We start from the raw sequence: 14,883 nt of genomic DNA, 5'->3' as shown, positions 1-14,883 counted from the left end.
AAACCTGGATTAATTTTCAGGTTTTTTTATTTTTTAAGATTTAATTTAAGGTATTTTATCCTAAGCTGCACTTCTTCTAATAGAATTCTAAGCTTGATCAAAGGATGGCCTAATTTAAAGGCTATAGTATATTGATATAATTGAGAAGGAGGAAGATATGATCGAGAAGATAAAGGTAAGAGAGTTAAGGGATTTTGTAAGATTCTTAACGGTGGTACTGCTGGTTCCCTGGTTTGGATGGTTTACCCAAAGTATGTTTGGAGTGGAGATAGAGTTTGAGGTGGAGGTAGTCACCTTTATATCCTTTATAGTATTTGGCAGTTTCTGGTGTGGGTGGCTGTGTCCCTTTGGAAATCTAAGTTACTTTGTTGAGAGGATAGGAAGGAGTTTGTTTCCCTCTGTGCAGGTTTTGCCTCAGGGGAAGTGGGACAGGAGGCTCAGGTTTCTCAAATATATATTTTTAGCTGGATTTATATATCTTATTATTTTCGGGGGATATGATTACTTCTTTGGAAACCATGTGGAGATCTATAAGGGATCTGCCCTTTCCTTTACATTTCTTAAGATGAAAAAATACATGATAATTATGGTGCCCCTGGTAATTCCAAGGTTCTTCTGTAAGTATGCCTGTCCCCAGAAGGCTATGTATAATATAATACACAGGTTTATCCCGAGCCTTGCAATCCAAAGAGATACAAAGAGGTGTGTATCCTGTGGGAGGTGTAACAGGGAGTGTCCTATGAAGATAGAGGTATCCAAGAAGGAGAGAATATGCGGAGAGGATTGTATATCATGCTTTAACTGTGTAGACGGAGAGACCTGTCCCTCTAAGATAGATGCTCTTTCCCTGGATTTCATGGGAAAAGAAGTGGATGTGAGAAGGTTTTCAGTGGGAGTGCTGTTAATCTACTTTATAGCAACATATATAGCCCTTAAGTTAGTCCACTGATAGTATTCTAAGAAAATTCTAAGATTAGCAGGTTATAATAGGAGATGAGAAGGATGAAAAAATTAATTGGAATATTAATGGTAGTAGGTATGGTGGTAACTTCCACTTCAGCTATGGCCAGCCATGGAGAGGATGTAATGGAGAGGGATGAGAGGGTACTTGAGAAGGAGTATCCATATGTGGAGGCTGGTGGGAAGCACTATGAGATGGAGTATGAGTTGAGGGACCTCGGAAACTTTATTCTTCTGGAGATAGAGGTGGAGGATAACTTCTTCAGGAGGGGAGAGGTTGATCTGAAAGATGCAGTAGAGGAGGTTGCAGAGAGGGCAGCTGTGGATATGAAGGAGGATTTTGAGAAGCCTGTGAGGGTTGTGGCCCAGTATGAGGATGAAAATATTCTCTCTAAGAAATACTAGAAGAAGCCGGGGAACCGGCTTTTTGACTTGGAAGGACCATGTGTTATACTTGGTTTAAGGGGGAGAGAGATGAAGTTTAAAAGTATAAGAAACAGGATAGTTTTTACCTATGTAGGAGTATTTCTAGGAACTCTTTTACTCCTAAATATTATGATATATGTGTTCAGTGCAGGGATGATTATAAGGAATAAAAAGGAGATATTGGAAACTAACAGAGATTTTTTTATAGAGAGGATGGAGGGCCTTCACAGGGAGAGGAGGGTCGTATCCCGGGAAAGAATAGAGGAGGAGATGAAGAGTATCAGGGAGCACTCTGGGAACTTCTTTATAAGGATATCCCTAAATGATGAAAGGGAAGCGGGAGGCCTTCCCTTGGAGGTAGAAGAAGCTGTAAGGGGATCTAAAAAAACTATTCTCATAGACGGAGAGGATAGGGAGGAGTACTTCTATCTGAGTGAAACTTATGACTATGAGGGAACCGAATATCTGATAGAGTATGTCTTAGTCACAGATTACGAGGAATACCTTAAGATACTGGTAAAGGCTCTTGTAATAGTAGAACTCTTAGGATTAGTGATATCCCTCGGTGCAGGAATTAGGACGGGAAACAGCCTGGTAAGGCCTATAACTAAGATAAGTGATATTACTGAAAGGATTACCTCGGAAAACCTCAGTGAGAGGCTTCCAGTGGAGGGGGTGGAGGATGAGCTTGTAAGGCTTTCCAAGCTTATCAACAATGCTCTGGAGAGGCTGGAGGGTTCCTTTGAAAACCAGAGAAAGTTTATCTCCAATATCTCCCATGAACTGAGAACTCCCATAGCTGTGATGAAGGGATACCTGGATATCTACAGGCGGATGGGAGGTCAGGATGAAGCCCTAGTGGATGAAGCAATAGAAGCAATAGAGGAAGAAAATGAAAACATGAGAAGGATGATAGATAAACTCCTCTTCCTTGCAAGGGGAGATCTGGAAGGCTTCAAGGTAGAAAGAGGAGAGCTCGATGTCCGGGAACTTCTGGAGAAGTTAAGAAGGGATTATTCCTCCTTTGCAGGGGGACCTGGGATCAATCTTAATATTGTGGAGGGAATGAAGGTCTTTTGCGATCAAAATATGGTACTTCAGATGCTGAGATCCCTTGTTGATAACGCCATTAAGTACGGTAGGGATAGTGGTATCGAGATAGGAGGATATACCGAGGAGGAGAAGGGTATCCTATATGTAAGGGATTTTGGCAGGGGAATGACCCAAGAGGAGAGGAAGAAGGTTTTTGAAAGGTTTTACAGGGGAGACAAGGCTAGAAATAGAGATGAGGGAAGTATGGGGCTAGGGCTTTCAATTGTAAGTAAGCTAGCTGAGATCCATGGGTGTAGTATAGATGTGGAAAGTAAAGTAGGAGTAGGAAGTACATTCAGAATAGTTTTCCAGAGGGAGGAAAGGGAATGAAGAGGATACTGATAGTAGAGGATGATAAAAAGCTTGCAAGGGTATTAGAGCTGCAGCTTTCATATGAGGGATATAGATTGGATATAGCAAGGGATGGTTTCGAGGGTCTCCTGAAGTTTAGGGAGGAGAACTATGATCTTGTACTTCTGGATGTGATGATACCTAAGATAGATGGTTATGAGGTGTGTAAAAGGATAAAGGGGGAGTCGGATGTACCTATTATAATGGTAACTGCAAAGGATGATATAAGCGACAGGATAATAGGGCTGGATACTGGGGCAGATGATTATGTGGTTAAACCCTTTAACTATGGAGAGTTAGCTGCAAGGATAAGAGCTAACTTGAGAAAAACCAGTAACGATGAGGAAAAAATTATAACATATAGGGATATGGTGGTGGATCCGAAAAAAAGAATCGTAACAAGGGCAGGTAGAGAGATAGAGCTATCTAAGCAGGAGTTCGATCTTTTAGAGTACCTGGTAATAAATAGTGGTATTGCCATGAGCTGTGAAAAGATATTGGAGAAAATATGGGGAGATGCAGATTACTCCAATCCCAATGTACTGGATGTGTATATAAAATATCTTAGGGATAAGGTAGACAGGGGACATGAGGAAAAACTTATAAAGACAATTAGAGGGGTAGGTTATACAATAAGATAAAAAGATGGAGCTTTCTTCAGAATGATTTACTTCATTCTGAGGAAAGCTCCATTCTCTTTAAAGGACTAAAATAATACTTTATATGAGGTGGAAAAAGCTGGAATAACTTAAAGGTCTATCCCGTCTATCTTTTCCTCTATATCCACGTCGATATAGGCAGTGTCTAAGATATCTGAAGCCCATGGATGCTTAGCTTCCAGCTTTCTGAGAGCAGCAACTGAAACAGCTTTTACCATCTCAACCTCACTCCATATGGAGTTATTTAAAAATCTCACATCATTTTCATCGGCTTTGTCGATGTTTTCCAGCAGGTTTTTACATGAACTGCATATGAAGATACATCTGTCGAAGTCGGGTTCCTCAGGTACTGGAGGTACTTCAAAGACCTCTAACTTCTCTCCGCTTACCTCACAAAGTTCACAGCATGATTTAGATCTTCGGGCAAGATCCTTTCCAAAAAAACTTACCTTTGATTTTCTCTCTCTGTCGTTATCATATCCTCTAGCCATTATATCCTCCTATTTATATACAACTTTGAATTTTTCACATACTACCAGCATATCCTCTGAAAAGGTCTGATCCTTCAGCTCCCTCTGAAAAAACTCCCTGTGCATCCTTCTCCAGTGCTCCAGAGACCTGTCTCCTTCCCCCTCTAAATATGCAAACTCCTCCTCTACCTTCCTGAAGGGAAGAAGGGTAACCTCCACCGTCTCTATAATACACTGAGCTTTTCCCTCCCAGTTTGTAATTACAGAGTACTCTCCCACCTTGGGAAGGGTGTCCTCCTCATCGATATCATACATCTCACACAGGGAGGAAGTGGCTGTTTTTATACCGGACTTAACAAGGTGAGCCAGTTCATCTGCATCCCTCCGATTGTCGGAGAAGTGCCAGGTGGTAAAGTATCTATCTCCCTCCTCTAAACCTAAGGATGAGAGGTATTTCCTACGCATAATCCCTATGGATGGATCCTCTATTCTTATCATAATATCACCCCGCTAAAAAATTAAGTGTAATATATGTTATTCCAATAGATCCTGCTACCGTTATAAAGATGTTTCTCTGAGTATAGCTCAGTATTACTGCACCTGCAACCCCTAAGGCTGAAGCCAGGGGTTCTCCCTCCACAGCATGAAAGGCATCGGGAAGAATGAGAGCACCAAGAGCCGCTGCAGGTATATAGGTGAGAAAAGTCTTTACTCTCGCAGGGAAGGTAAACCTCTTAGAGATCATGAAGGGAAGGTGTCTGGGGATATAGGTTACCATGAACATTCCAAAAATAATAAATATAATATTATCTCTCATCCTCTAGCTCCCTCTCACCAATAACTCCTTGTTTTTTCTCCTCTGTAAGGGTTCCTATAAGAGCTACTATTGAAATAGTAGCCACAATATCCCATCCCCTGGGAAGAAGCTCCCTACTTTTAATTATAGTATTTATAAGGCCAGAAAGAAATACCAGAAAAGATATCCTTTTGGAACCCTTCATCTGGGGAGTAAGGATGGCTATAAACATGGCATATAGTCCCACCACCATGCTACTGCTCAGAGATGATGGAAGTATCTCTCCTGCAAGATACCCCAGAATGGTTCCTGCAACCCAAGATGTATATATAATCAGGTGAATTCCCATGAAGAGAAGGGTGTCTATTCTTCCCTCACAGGATGAAGCCATGGAGAAGGCCTCATCGGTAACCCCAAAGGAGATGAAGGGGAGAAGCTTTGATCCCTTTATATCCATCCTCTGAGAGAGGGAGGCGCTCATCAAGAAGTGCCTGAGGTTTAACAGGAGGGTGGCAATTACAATCTGTAGAAAGCCACTGCCCAGCATAATCATATTTATAGCCATAAACTGACTGGCACCGGCATAGACCATAGAGGAGAAGAGAAAGGACTCCCCCAGGGTTACTCCTGCAGTTTTGGACAAAACTCCAAAGGTCATGGCGATGGGGATATAGCCAAGAGCAATGGGAACTCCCATAATCACTCCCCTTTTCAGTTCCTTTGACATGGCATACCTCCTACTTAAATTTATCTAGATCAGGTACATAAAGTCTGTAAGGGTTTCCCTCGCTCCCCTCACACCCTCTACTCTGGAGGAGCAGACCATGGAGTTGAGGATGGCCTCCTCCACAGCCTCTCCCACTCCTCTGAAGGGAAGGTCCATGAGATCCTCCCTCAGGGAGGTATGTTCCACTATGGGGTCTCCTCCTGAATGTTCCTTCTTATTGGCGGTGGAAAACCCGATAACGATCTCCCCGCTTCCGTGTCCCATATAGGATCCTGTCCTAGCCATGCCTACAGAAGCACGCTTACAGATCCTCTTGAGCTGTCTCGAGGTAAGGGGGAGGTCCGTTGCAATGATTGTTATTATAGACCCCTTATCCACCCTATCGTGGGTCTGGAGAACCTCCTGGATATCCTTCCCGATCCTCCTTCCCCCTATGGTAAGATCGGATAGAAGGCCGTGGTTGGACTGAACCAGTACTCCCAGGGTATACTCCCTGTTTCCTACCTTTATTATCCTTGAGGCGGAGCCTATTCCCCCCTTAAGGGAGTGGCAGGACATCCCCTTTCCTCCACCTACATCTCCCTCGGAAAAGTCTCTGTAAGCATTGGAGATGGCTTTAAGGAGATGTTCCTCCTCTATAGCCCTATGGGTTATGTCGTTGAGGTAGGAGTCGTTACACTCAGCTACTACAGTATTCAGGGAGATGGGCTCCACTCCCTCCCTGGTGCATGAATCTATCATATGCCCCACAAGGGCATCCTGAACCCTGCCTACACAGAGGGTGTTGGTAAGGGCTATGGGACTCTCCAGCTGTCCCAGCTCCTCTAGCTGAATAAGTCCTGTAGTCTTTCCGAAACCATTTAATACGTAGGCAGAGGCAGTCAGCTTATGAAGGAATGGGTTTTCCCTGGAGGGTATCACTAAACTTACACCGGTCTTATTCCTCTGGGTATCTATTGTGGTGTGTCCCACAAGAACCCCCTCTACATCGGTAATCCTATTGAGGGGCCCAGGGGTCATACTCCCTACCACTATCCCATACTCCCTTATCCTTTTAAAGTGGTAGGTGGTGGATTCTGTAATGAGGGTGTCCACCCTTATGTCCCAGCTTTCATTGTCGATCCTGTCTATGAGCTGGAGGTCGTAGGCCAGGGCAATCTTGTCTACTTCAGGGACCCTGGACATAAAGGCATCATAGAAACCACCTCCATAACCTATCCTGTATCCCCTCCTGTCGAAGGCAACCCCGGGAACTACAATGAGGTCTATCTCCTGAGGGGCTACCTCCTCACCCTCTAGCGGCTCCAGTATACCGAACTTATTTGGTCTTAGTTCCTCAAGGCTACCTATCCTTACTGCTGCCATGAGGTGTTTCCCCATTATCTTGGGGATACATACGGATCTTCCCATGGAGAGAAGTTCCTCTATAATCCTGTGGGTATCCACCTCTGAACCAAAGGAGGTAAATATAAATATAGTCTCAGCTTTCTTAAACCTGTAGTCTGAATAGAGTTTCTCGGCTATGGTATCACTCCTTTTATCTATCTCAACAGGTGAGAGGTCATCCCTCATGCCTATTAGCCGCTCCCTTATCCTTTTCTTTTCCTTCATAGTTACCCCCTAAATTAGATTAATAGATTATACGACAATAATGGGAGAAGGTACTAATAAAGATGTGAAAAATATGATAAAATAAGGGGTAAGCTATTGCAAGAGTTATGAGGAGGAAATAATGGACAGTTACAATATACTGAGAAATGAATTAATTAAGCTGTGGGACCTGGAGAGAGCCGACAGATTTATGGGAGAAGCCAAGGAGAAGATAGATGAGGATCAGCTGGAAGCCCTTTCTAAGATGATAGGGTATGTAGAGGAGCAGTATGAAGATCTCACCGAGGAGATCCTTTCAGAGCTCATGCTTGGAATGGATACCTTTGAGGGGCCCCTTGAGTTCTTGGAGTATTTCTTTAAGATGAGTCAGGAGGAGGAGATAGCTGCAGATGTTGTGGCCAGGATGAAGGAGGATCCAGAGGAGATGGAGGCTATGCTTGAGTCCATGGAGGACAGCGGTTTAATAGAGTATATAGTATCTATGGATGCCTTCTATGTATGGTACAAGGGGTAGCTTGAATTAACAGATTATGGTAAGGGTTCAAGGAAAGCCCTTTAAATAAGTCCAAGATATAGAGTTTAGATAGGGATAACCTCGGAGCATTACGTTCCGGGGTTCTTTTAATTGGAGAAACCTTCAAGAGAAATCCCTTATACTCTAAAGAAGGAAATTAAAGGGGGATTTACTACTTCTTTAAAGAATTTTATTTATAATTCCCCCTTGCTATGTTAAAATTAGGGGACAATGATTTAGCAGGAGAATATTATGAGTGATTATAGAGTGATTCTTTTACATGGTTATAATAAAGATGAGAGGGATATGTATCCCCTGGGAGAGCTTTTAGAGGAGGAGGGCTTTGTGGTGGACTACCTCAATATGCCCCTTACCTTTGGAAATATGGAGGAGTCTGTATACCTTCTCAAGGAGCTTCTTTGTGACCTGAAAAACAGCGGGATCAGCCAGAGGGATGAGATAATCCTTATCGGTCACAGTGTGGGAGGACTTGTTATAAGGGCGGCCCTTGCTGACAGAAGGATGAGAAGGGTAGTGGACAGGGTAGTTCTCATATCCACCCCAAACAATGGATGTAAGTTAGCTGATATGGCGGGGAAGTATCTTCCCTTTCTGAAAAAGATATATAAACCACTGAAATCCCTTGAGAGGAAGAAGTTTCAGGAGCTGAGACTCTATTCTGGGAAGGATATAGAGGTGGCTGCAATAGCAGGAAGTGAACCAGAGATGTTTCTTGGAAGGTTTCTGGCTGAAAAAAATGATGGAAGAGTGGAGGTAGAGGAGGTAAGGGTTAAAAACCTTAAGGATTTCCTGGTACTTCCTCTAAATCATAAGGCGATTCACAAGAAGCTCGGTACAGCCAAGTACATAGCTAACTTTATAAAGAGAGGAAGCTTTAGAGCAGATTAAACAATACTTTGGAGGAGTAACATGAAAAACTTTGTAGAAGCCTCGTGGCTTATGGACAACTTAGAAGGTGTAGTGGTGATAGATGTGAGGTATGACCTGCACAACAATGAGTATGGAAGAACTACCTATGGAGAGGGGCACATCCCCGGGGCATACTATCTGGATATAGATGCCGATCTTGCAGGAGATAAGGAGACCCACGGAGGATCGAGACCTGTACCTGTAGTAGAGGAGTTTGTAAGGAAGATAGAGGCTATGGGGATAGGTAAGGATACCACTGTAGTGCTCTACGATGAAAATATGATAACAGCGTCCAGAGCATTTTGGATGTTTAAGTATATAGGTCATACTGATGTAAGGATAGTAAACGGCGGATACAAGGCCTGGCTAGAGGCTGGAGGAGAGGTTACCTCTGAACTTCCACCAAGGAGAGAGGGAAGCTATGAACCTCATGTAAGGGAGGATATCTACTCATCTATAGAGAGAGTAAAGGAAAGTATAGAGGAAGAGGGTTCAGTACTTGTAGAGTGCCGTTCCCACGACAGGTACCTGGGAAACAATGAGCCCTTCTACAGCAGAGCGGGACATATTCCATCGGCTATCTGTATCGACTCTAAATCCCTTCTTACCGAGGGAAGACTGAAGCCCCTAGAGGAGCTCAAGGAGATAATGGGAAGAGTTTCAGAGTCCGAGGATGTTACCTTCTACTGCGGTTCAGGAATAAATGCAGCCTTAGATTATGTTGTTTATGATGAGCTGGGAGGCAGGAGCAGGATCTACATCGGAGGGTTCTCCGACTGGATAAGCTACGATGAGAACTTTGTAGAAGTCAGGGATGAAAACTAACAGATGTCAGAAAAATTAAATATAAACAGAGAGATCCGAGGGAACCCCTCGGATTTTCTTTACTCCACAAATAAGAAATTGACTTTGGTAGAAAAAAATTATAGAATTCAGTATCAAATGGAGAAAGGAGAATTGGAATGAAGAGATTGATGTTTATACTACTGATATCCCTGAGCCTGATGGCTTTTGGTGCTAAGGAGGGGCTAGAGGCTGGAGATAAGTTTCCAGAGATGACACTCTACAATACCAAGGGTGAGGTTGTGGGGTCCTCCAAGGAGCATCTGGGGAAGATTACCATATACAACTTTGGGGCCAGCTGGTGTCCTCCTTGTAAGGTGGAAAAGCCCCTTTTAAACAAGTTTTACAATGCAAACAGGGACAGGGTAAATGTTGTATCCATAATGATAGATACAGACGGCAGGGCTGTGGATAAGTTTTTTAGGGATAATCCCATGGATTTTCCCCACTACTTTGACGTGGGACAGAGGCTGGCAAACAAATTTCTTATAAGGGTGGTTCCTACAACGTATATTGTAGATGAAAATGGAATAAACCTTGCAAGGATACACGGGGCAACAGACTGGAGTGGGATGACTGTGGAGGATATAGAGGGTCTTAAGGAGTAGAGGATGGAGATAAATGTATTTATTGTTTTTTTAGCGGGGATAGGAACATTTCTGGCTCCCTGCATAATTCCCCTGGTTCCAAGCTACCTCTCATATATCAGCGGAATGGTATTGGGGGAGAGTAGGAGTGCCAAGGACAAGGTTAAGGTATTTATCCATACCCTCTTTTTTATACTGGGCTTTGGTACAGCCTTTTCAGCGCTGCAGATTCTGCTCTTTAATTTTACCAACCTAGCCAGTAACCTCATAGGAAATAATATCCTCAATATGATATTTGGGGGAATTATAATTGTAATGGGGCTGCATATGGTGGGGGTATTTAAGATAACCAAGCTATATAGCGATAAGAGGTTTAACTTTCATTTCATGAAGAGAAATGTAGGGACCTCCTACCTATTTGGTTTTGCCTTTGGTTTTGGGTGGACCCCCTGCATGGGGCCTGTGCTCTTTACTGTGATGTCATACCTGGCTGTAGCTAACACCATGTGGACGGGGCTGCTTTATATCTGGATCTATACCCTAGGGCTTGGTTTCCCCTTTATGATCTTTGCTCTCCTTCTGGATAAGGGCAATAAGCTTGACTTCATAAGAAAAAACTTTCTCTTTTCAGAGAAGATAGGGGGAGTAATCCTCATAACTATGGGAGCCCTCCTTGCTATGAATAAGATGACAATCTTTCTCAGCTGGGGATTTAGAGATGAAATAGTGGAGTTCCTCAAGGGGCTTTTTCTCTAAATTGAAGATATAAAAAGGAAAGAGCTGTAAAAGGAGTAATTCTTACACATAGAGAACCAGAGAGGAGGGTGTGTAAGATGAAGAGATGGGTGTGTACTATATGCGGTTATGTATATGATCCCAAGATTGGGGATCCAGAGCACGGAATAGAGGCAGGAACGGAGTTCAAGGATGTAGAGGAGGACTGGATCTGCCCAATATGTGCTGCAAATAAAGATGAATTTGAGGATGATCTCACTATTCGTAACGGTGACAAATAAAAAAAAGAGGCCTTTGCCTCTTTTTTTTATTGCTATTCAGCTATATCAGCTTTTAACTCCTGGATTTTCTCCATAAGCTTATGAAGTGATTCGCTGGCCTCATATGGCAGCTTATTGTAGTCTCTCAGTTCTCCTATGAACTCCACTCTCTTGTCGATTCTGCTCTCTACCAGGTTAAGGTAGGAAACATCTGTAAAGTCTGGAATATAGTCTGGAACCTCTAAGTACTCTATATTCTCAAAGGGACCAAGCTTCTGGAACTCTGCCTTTCCCTCTACGATATCCTCTATTATTCCAAGGGTAACAGCAGGTGTTATCTTCTTATGCAGGAAGAACCCTGTATTAAGAACATAACAGTCGATCTCTCTCTCCTTGAACAGAGACTTAAACTTCTTGTAATCGTGAACCAGTGGGTAGGTTCTGAATGGATTTGCATATGGCTCAATTACAAGCTCATTGGAATCTACACCCTTTAGAAGGTGCTCAGCTGAGGTTCTCTTTGTAGCCAGGGTAGCTCCGAAGGCAGCTCCCAGAGTAGGTGAGTTAACCTTTATTACCGGTGGAAGACTCTCATCCTTCATCAGCCAGAAGATAGCATCACACTTTTTATCAAATTTATAGGCTCTGTTTGGAGACCAGAACTTAGATTTAACAGCTCTACCATTACCATTTCTGATATCCTCAGTTACCGGAACGATAAGCCCGGCCTTGTCCATAGTTGCCCCACAGTTCTGCATTGTGAGAAGGTACTTGTTGTCCTCTGAATCTGTAGGGTAGTCCTGTGTTTTATCGAAGTATGACGGCTCCATAGAGATAGATGATCCGTCCTTATTGGAGATGATGAAGGCATCGTCGTGGAGAACTGTGATGTCATACTTGTCCCCATGCTTTGCGTGGGTGATAGTGGACTTACCAGAACCAGATAGACCAAATACACCTACGATGAACTTTTTTCCATCTTCAAGGTTGTATCTTTTCTGTCCTCCGTGGCAAGGAGTGTATCCAGCTCTGGAAGCAATTGTCCATGCCAGAGTAAGAGTTCCCTTTTTGTGCTCTCCGAAGTATCTCATTCCCAGAAGGGCAGCACAGTTGTGCTCAGAGTCAAAGAATGTAAGTCCGTGAGGGTGATTCTCATTCTCCCACTCTGGATCGGAGTAAACAAAGATATCTCCCTCCTCTATCTCCTGGGAGTTGTCGTACTTTACAATGAACTCCTCATTGAAGTTCTGGAAGTTGAGCATCCACGAGTAGAGGATGTTCTCATACCCAGCTGGAATTACAAGGTGTGCTCTTACCATGAACTCCTCGTGAAGTCCAACACATACAGATGCTCTGTACATCTTTTTATTTCTTCCCTGGAAAACGGCTTCTCTAATGAGCCCCTCATATTTTTCCTCAGTAACATGTCTTTCACCTAAGATCTTTCTAGCAGCTGCGGTTCTTCCTGTTCTGGCACCGTCGTTGAATATTAAAACCTTGGAATCTCCTGGAAGTCCTAGCTCCTCTGCTCTGTGAATCGGAAGATCTGTAACGATAGTTCCAGATGATTCCATAGCAAGATTGTAAGCCTCCTCTAAAGATTTTACACTAATTACATTGTTTCTATAAAAGGATGTCTCAATTGTGGTTCTTATTCTGGAAAAAGCCTTTGGAGTTCCCCTTCCAATCTCATCTCTTTTAAAACCAAATTGTGTACTCATATAAATTTGCCCCTCCTGGTGTTTGTTTCAAGTTAACGGCATTATAACAACGGCAAACTCAATAGTCAAGTTTGTTTTTTAATTAACCAAAAAAAGATCAAAATTAGATCAAAAGTGTACACGAAAGTGCGGGCAGATGGAGGTCAAAAAACACTTTCTGAAAATTAATAGTACATTTTGTACGAAATAATAGGAGATTAAGAGGGGATGAAAGTTTTGGTAGTTTTTAAAATTTTTTATGGGGGTATTATTTTTTTCGGGATTATTATATACTTTTTTTTATTATCAATATCGGGGGAGGGTTTATGAAAAAGTTAAGGTATTTTTTTGGTTACTACACCAGGCATAAAAAGCTCTTTATCCTTGATTTTGGATGTGCTTTTTTTATGTCTATACTGGATCTAATATTTCCTGTTTTTACCCAAAGGGTTGTGGACAGGGTTCTTCCAGGGGGAGATATGGGACTCCTGCTCAAGTTCTGTATCTTCCTTATAGTTTTACAGGGAGTGAGAAATATACTGAGTTATATAGTTATCTACTGGGGGCACGGGCTGGGGCTTAAGATAAGGTATGATATGAGAAATGATCTCTTCAAGCACCTGCAGAAGCTCTCCCTCTCCTACTTCGACAATGTAAAGACGGGAGAGATGATGTCCAGGATAATGGGGGATCTGGAGCTTATATCGGAGCTGGCTCACCACGGTCCAGAGGATCTCTTTATAGCTATTATTACTCTGGTGGGTTCCTTTATCTTTATGTACAGCGTGAATGCAAAGTTAACCCTTATAATATTTGCTATACTCATAGTCTACCTGATCTTTGCTCTGAAGCATAACACGGCTATGGAAGATGCTTTTAGGAGGTCGCGGGTGAGTTCCGCGGAGCTCAGTTCGGAGATAGAGGACAACCTGAGCGGTATAAGGGTGGTGAAAGCCTTTGGAAACCAGGATTTTATAAATGAGAAGTTTGACAGGAAGAATATGGATGTGGTCACCTCGGTTCTTGCAGCCTTTCACTCTCTGGGTCTTCTTCACGCAGGGATGGGGATGTTTTCAGGGGGGATCCAGATCATCATCCTTCTTTTAGGAGGGATGATGACCATCGGCGGGGAGATGACTGTGGGAGCCCTTATAGGATTCTTTCTCTTTGCCAACAGGTTTTTAGAGCCTATCAGAAAGATGCTGAACCTCCTTGAGATGTATCAGGGAGGCATGGCAGGCTTTGAGAGATTTATGGATATACTGGAGATAGATCCAGATATAGAGGAGTCTCCAGATGCCATAGACCTTGAGAGGGTACAGGGGGAGCTCCACTTTAATAGTGTGACCTTCTCCTACGACGGAAGCGAGGATATACTGAAAGATTTCAATCTGAGGATTGCCCCAGGGGAGAGTATAGCCCTGGTGGGAGAGAGCGGAGCGGGAAAGTCCACTATCTGTAGTCTTATTCCGAGGTTTTATGACGTGACCAAGGGAGAGCTTACCATAGACGGGGTGGACATAAGAAGATTAAGGGATGAAACCCTGAGAAAAAATATTGGAATCGTCCAGCAGGACGTATTCCTCTTTAATGGAAGTATCAGGGAGAATATAGCCTTTGGCCGGCTAGATGCTACCCATGAGGAGATAAGGGAAGCTGCCAGAAGGGCTGATGCCCTTGAGTTTATAGAGGGGCTGGAGAATGGCTTCGATACCTTTGTGGGCGAGAGGGGAGTCAAGCTCAGCGGCGGGCAGAAGCAGAGGATATCCATAGCCAGGATATTTGTAAAAAATCCCAAGGTCCTTATCCTGGATGAGGCCACTTCAGCCCTGGATAACCAGACTGAAAAGTATATTCAGGAAGCTCTCTATGAGCTCACAAGGGGATCTGAGGACAGGAGGACTACTGTGACCATAGCCCACAGGCTTACTACAGTAGAGGGAGCCGACAGGATTCTGGTTATAGGAAAGCAGGGGATAATAGAGGAGGGAAGCCACCATGAGCTTATGAGGGTAGGAGGAGTGTATAGCTCCCTCTACAACAGTCAGAAGGACGGCTTTATAGGGGACTAACGGGACCTATTAAGAGAGATAGAGTGGAATTCCCTAAAGAAACAGATCTTTTATACATCTTAGATAGCCTGTTAACACGGAGATGGTAGTATAGCTTACCTGCTGAAAAAGATATTGTCTGAAACATGGAAGAGACCTGGTTCGCCAGGT

General features: G+C 43.3%; 17 protein-coding genes. 11 read left to right on the top strand and 6 right to left on the bottom strand.

What is annotated here, in order from left to right; translation table 11 throughout:
- Positions 1-157: 157 nt before the first annotated feature.
- The 4 genes from QMG11_RS03615 to QMG11_RS03600 all read left to right on the top strand — a co-directional run bounded on the left by QMG11_RS03615 (position 158) and on the right by QMG11_RS03600 (position 3,470).
- A complete protein-coding gene (locus QMG11_RS03615) occupies positions 158-949 on the top strand; it encodes a 4Fe-4S binding protein (protein ID WP_281833535.1) in 792 nt (263 codons plus the stop codon).
- Between the two features lie 53 nt (positions 950-1,002).
- Positions 1,003-1,365, top strand: a complete 363-nt coding sequence (locus tag QMG11_RS03610) for a hypothetical protein (protein WP_281833533.1) — start codon at positions 1,003-1,005, stop codon at positions 1,363-1,365.
- 69 nt (positions 1,366-1,434) lie between these two features.
- Positions 1,435-2,808: a sensor histidine kinase gene (locus QMG11_RS03605; RefSeq protein ID WP_281833532.1), complete on the top strand. Its 1,374-nt coding sequence runs from the start codon at positions 1,435-1,437 to the stop codon at positions 2,806-2,808.
- The gene (locus QMG11_RS03600; protein ID WP_281833530.1) at positions 2,805-3,470 is read left to right on the top strand and encodes a response regulator transcription factor; all 666 of its coding nucleotides are present in this window, start codon (positions 2,805-2,807) and stop codon (positions 3,468-3,470) included. The genes QMG11_RS03605 and QMG11_RS03600 overlap by 4 nt, the downstream gene beginning before the upstream one ends.
- A 107-nt stretch (positions 3,471-3,577) precedes the next feature.
- Here QMG11_RS03600 and QMG11_RS03595 read toward each other — a convergent pair whose 3' ends face one another.
- Genes QMG11_RS03595 through QMG11_RS03575 form a run of 5 tightly spaced genes read right to left on the bottom strand, consistent with a single transcriptional unit; the run spans position 3,578 to position 7,092 of the window.
- Positions 3,578-3,979 (bottom strand): PhnA protein, encoded by a 402-nt coding sequence (locus tag QMG11_RS03595; RefSeq protein WP_281833528.1) that lies wholly within the window; start codon positions 3,977-3,979, stop codon positions 3,578-3,580.
- A 9-nt stretch (positions 3,980-3,988) separates the two neighbouring features.
- Positions 3,989-4,456 carry an ASCH domain-containing protein gene (locus QMG11_RS03590; RefSeq protein ID WP_281833527.1) on the bottom strand — a complete coding sequence of 156 codons (468 nt, stop codon included), beginning with the start codon at positions 4,454-4,456 and terminating at the stop codon, positions 3,989-3,991.
- A gap of 4 nt (positions 4,457-4,460) precedes the next feature.
- Positions 4,461-4,775 (bottom strand): AzlD domain-containing protein, encoded by a 315-nt coding sequence (locus tag QMG11_RS03585; RefSeq protein ID WP_281833525.1) that lies wholly within the window; start codon positions 4,773-4,775, stop codon positions 4,461-4,463.
- Positions 4,765-5,481: an AzlC family ABC transporter permease gene (locus QMG11_RS03580; protein WP_281833523.1), complete on the bottom strand. Its 717-nt coding sequence runs from the start codon at positions 5,479-5,481 to the stop codon at positions 4,765-4,767. Before QMG11_RS03580 ends, QMG11_RS03585 begins: the two co-directional genes overlap by 11 nt.
- A gap of 24 nt (positions 5,482-5,505) precedes the next feature.
- Positions 5,506-7,092: a 5-formyltetrahydrofolate cyclo-ligase gene (locus tag QMG11_RS03575; RefSeq protein WP_281833521.1), complete on the bottom strand. Its 1,587-nt coding sequence runs from the start codon at positions 7,090-7,092 to the stop codon at positions 5,506-5,508.
- Between the two features lie 121 nt (positions 7,093-7,213).
- Between QMG11_RS03575 and QMG11_RS03570 the strand changes: the two genes are divergently transcribed.
- The 6 genes from QMG11_RS03570 to QMG11_RS03545 all read left to right on the top strand — a co-directional run bounded on the left by QMG11_RS03570 (position 7,214) and on the right by QMG11_RS03545 (position 10,982).
- Positions 7,214-7,606 (top strand): hypothetical protein, encoded by a 393-nt coding sequence (locus tag QMG11_RS03570; protein ID WP_281833519.1) that lies wholly within the window; start codon positions 7,214-7,216, stop codon positions 7,604-7,606.
- Between the two features lie 252 nt (positions 7,607-7,858).
- Positions 7,859-8,515, top strand: coding sequence for a lipase family alpha/beta hydrolase (locus tag QMG11_RS03565; RefSeq protein ID WP_281833518.1), 657 nt, complete (start codon positions 7,859-7,861; stop codon positions 8,513-8,515).
- Between the two features lie 21 nt (positions 8,516-8,536).
- Positions 8,537-9,361 (top strand): sulfurtransferase, encoded by an 825-nt coding sequence (locus tag QMG11_RS03560; protein ID WP_281833517.1) that lies wholly within the window; start codon positions 8,537-8,539, stop codon positions 9,359-9,361.
- Between the two features lie 137 nt (positions 9,362-9,498).
- A complete protein-coding gene (locus QMG11_RS03555) occupies positions 9,499-9,987 on the top strand; it encodes a TlpA family protein disulfide reductase (RefSeq protein ID WP_281833515.1) in 489 nt (162 codons plus the stop codon).
- Positions 9,988-9,990: 3 nt separating this feature from the next.
- On the top strand, positions 9,991-10,722 hold the full coding sequence (locus QMG11_RS03550) for a cytochrome c biogenesis CcdA family protein (protein WP_281833514.1): 732 nt from the start codon (positions 9,991-9,993) through the stop codon (positions 10,720-10,722).
- A gap of 77 nt (positions 10,723-10,799) precedes the next feature.
- Complete coding sequence (locus tag QMG11_RS03545; protein WP_281833512.1) at positions 10,800-10,982, top strand: rubredoxin; 183 nt, start codon at positions 10,800-10,802, stop codon at positions 10,980-10,982.
- A 32-nt stretch (positions 10,983-11,014) separates the two neighbouring features.
- Here QMG11_RS03545 and QMG11_RS03540 read toward each other — a convergent pair whose 3' ends face one another.
- Positions 11,015-12,682, bottom strand: coding sequence for a phosphoenolpyruvate carboxykinase (ATP) (locus QMG11_RS03540; RefSeq protein ID WP_281833511.1), 1,668 nt, complete (start codon positions 12,680-12,682; stop codon positions 11,015-11,017).
- A 305-nt stretch (positions 12,683-12,987) separates the two neighbouring features.
- Here QMG11_RS03540 and QMG11_RS03535 point away from each other — a divergent pair, with 305 nt between their 5' ends.
- On the top strand, positions 12,988-14,733 hold the full coding sequence (locus QMG11_RS03535; protein WP_281833510.1) for an ABC transporter ATP-binding protein: 1,746 nt from the start codon (positions 12,988-12,990) through the stop codon (positions 14,731-14,733).
- The last annotated feature ends 150 nt before the right edge of the window (positions 14,734-14,883 follow it).

The organism is Propionigenium maris DSM 9537, from assembly GCF_027925155.1.
In the GTDB taxonomy this organism is placed as follows: domain Bacteria; phylum Fusobacteriota; class Fusobacteriia; order Fusobacteriales; family Fusobacteriaceae; genus Propionigenium; species Propionigenium maris.
Note: the sequence above shows the minus strand (reverse complement) of the source record. Positions and strands in the feature narration are given on the sequence as shown.